Genomic DNA, 817 nt, shown 5'->3' with positions numbered 1-817 from the left:
CCAATGCCCAATGCCCAATAAAAAGCGATCGCTTGCCTTCTTGAGTGCGATCGCCATTGTTGCATCCGTGAGCGTGATGAATAATGAGCTTATCCGCTCCACTGCGGTTTGTCACAGGTTTGGATAAACTCGGTCAACTTCCTCCCATGCCTGGTTACTCAGATTTTCTAGTGCCATAGCCAAGTGCAAGGGATGATCGTATTCCCCTTGTTGGAGGCGCTCAAAGAATATTTCGATTTGGAGGAATAGGAGGTTGGGGTTCATAGAGTTGCGATCGCGCCCTCGACTTCATCCATCTCAATTTCATAGTAAGGATCTAGTCCCCTGTCGCTTCGGTGTCCGGTGATTTGGCGAATGATTGCTTTATCGGTTCCGTTCCTTCGGAGTTTGTTTACTACAGTCCGGCGGGTGGTGTGAGTAGAGATCCCCTTTGCAGTCATTCCCGCCCTTTCAGTGGCTCTTTGAAGTATGCCGTATGCATTGCGCCAGGTGATAGGCTTAGTTCCGCACCTTGAAGGGAAAAGCCACAAGCTATTGCCGCAGCATTCAAACGCCTCAAGAGATGCTTTCAAATTTTCGTGAACGGGGATAATCACATTATCAGCTGTACCATCGGGGCGATGTTTTCTGATCAAAGCTTGAAAAATTAGTTTCTTTTTTACTTGTCCGTTGGGTAAGTAAACGTCACTTACCTTAAGTTGCACCAGAGCGCCCCATCTTTCCCCGGTGTACCATGCCAAATCCCAAAGTAATTTATACCTATCAGTTCTAATCTTTTTTCTGATTTTGGCATAGTCATCATTAGAAATAACCGCAG

2 protein-coding genes are annotated in these 817 nt (G+C 46.5%); both read right to left on the bottom strand.

All coding sequences use genetic code 11. The features are described from left to right. Window positions 1–111 precede the first annotated feature (111 nt). Window positions 112–264, bottom strand: a complete 153-nt coding sequence (locus tag RMX98_RS36265) for a hypothetical protein (protein WP_409882003.1) — start codon at window positions 262–264, stop codon at window positions 112–114. After that, window positions 261–817 (bottom strand): tyrosine-type recombinase/integrase (locus RMX98_RS36260; protein WP_409882001.1); only part of this gene is annotated, 557 nt, incomplete at its 5' end. The genes RMX98_RS36260 and RMX98_RS36265, both read right to left, overlap by 4 nt.

Origin of the sequence: Nostoc sp. DedQUE02, assembly GCF_034531035.1 — a bacterium.
In the GTDB taxonomy this organism is placed as follows: domain Bacteria; phylum Cyanobacteriota; class Cyanobacteriia; order Cyanobacteriales; family Nostocaceae; genus Nostoc.
Note: the sequence above shows the minus strand (reverse complement) of the source record. Positions and strands in the feature narration are given on the sequence as shown.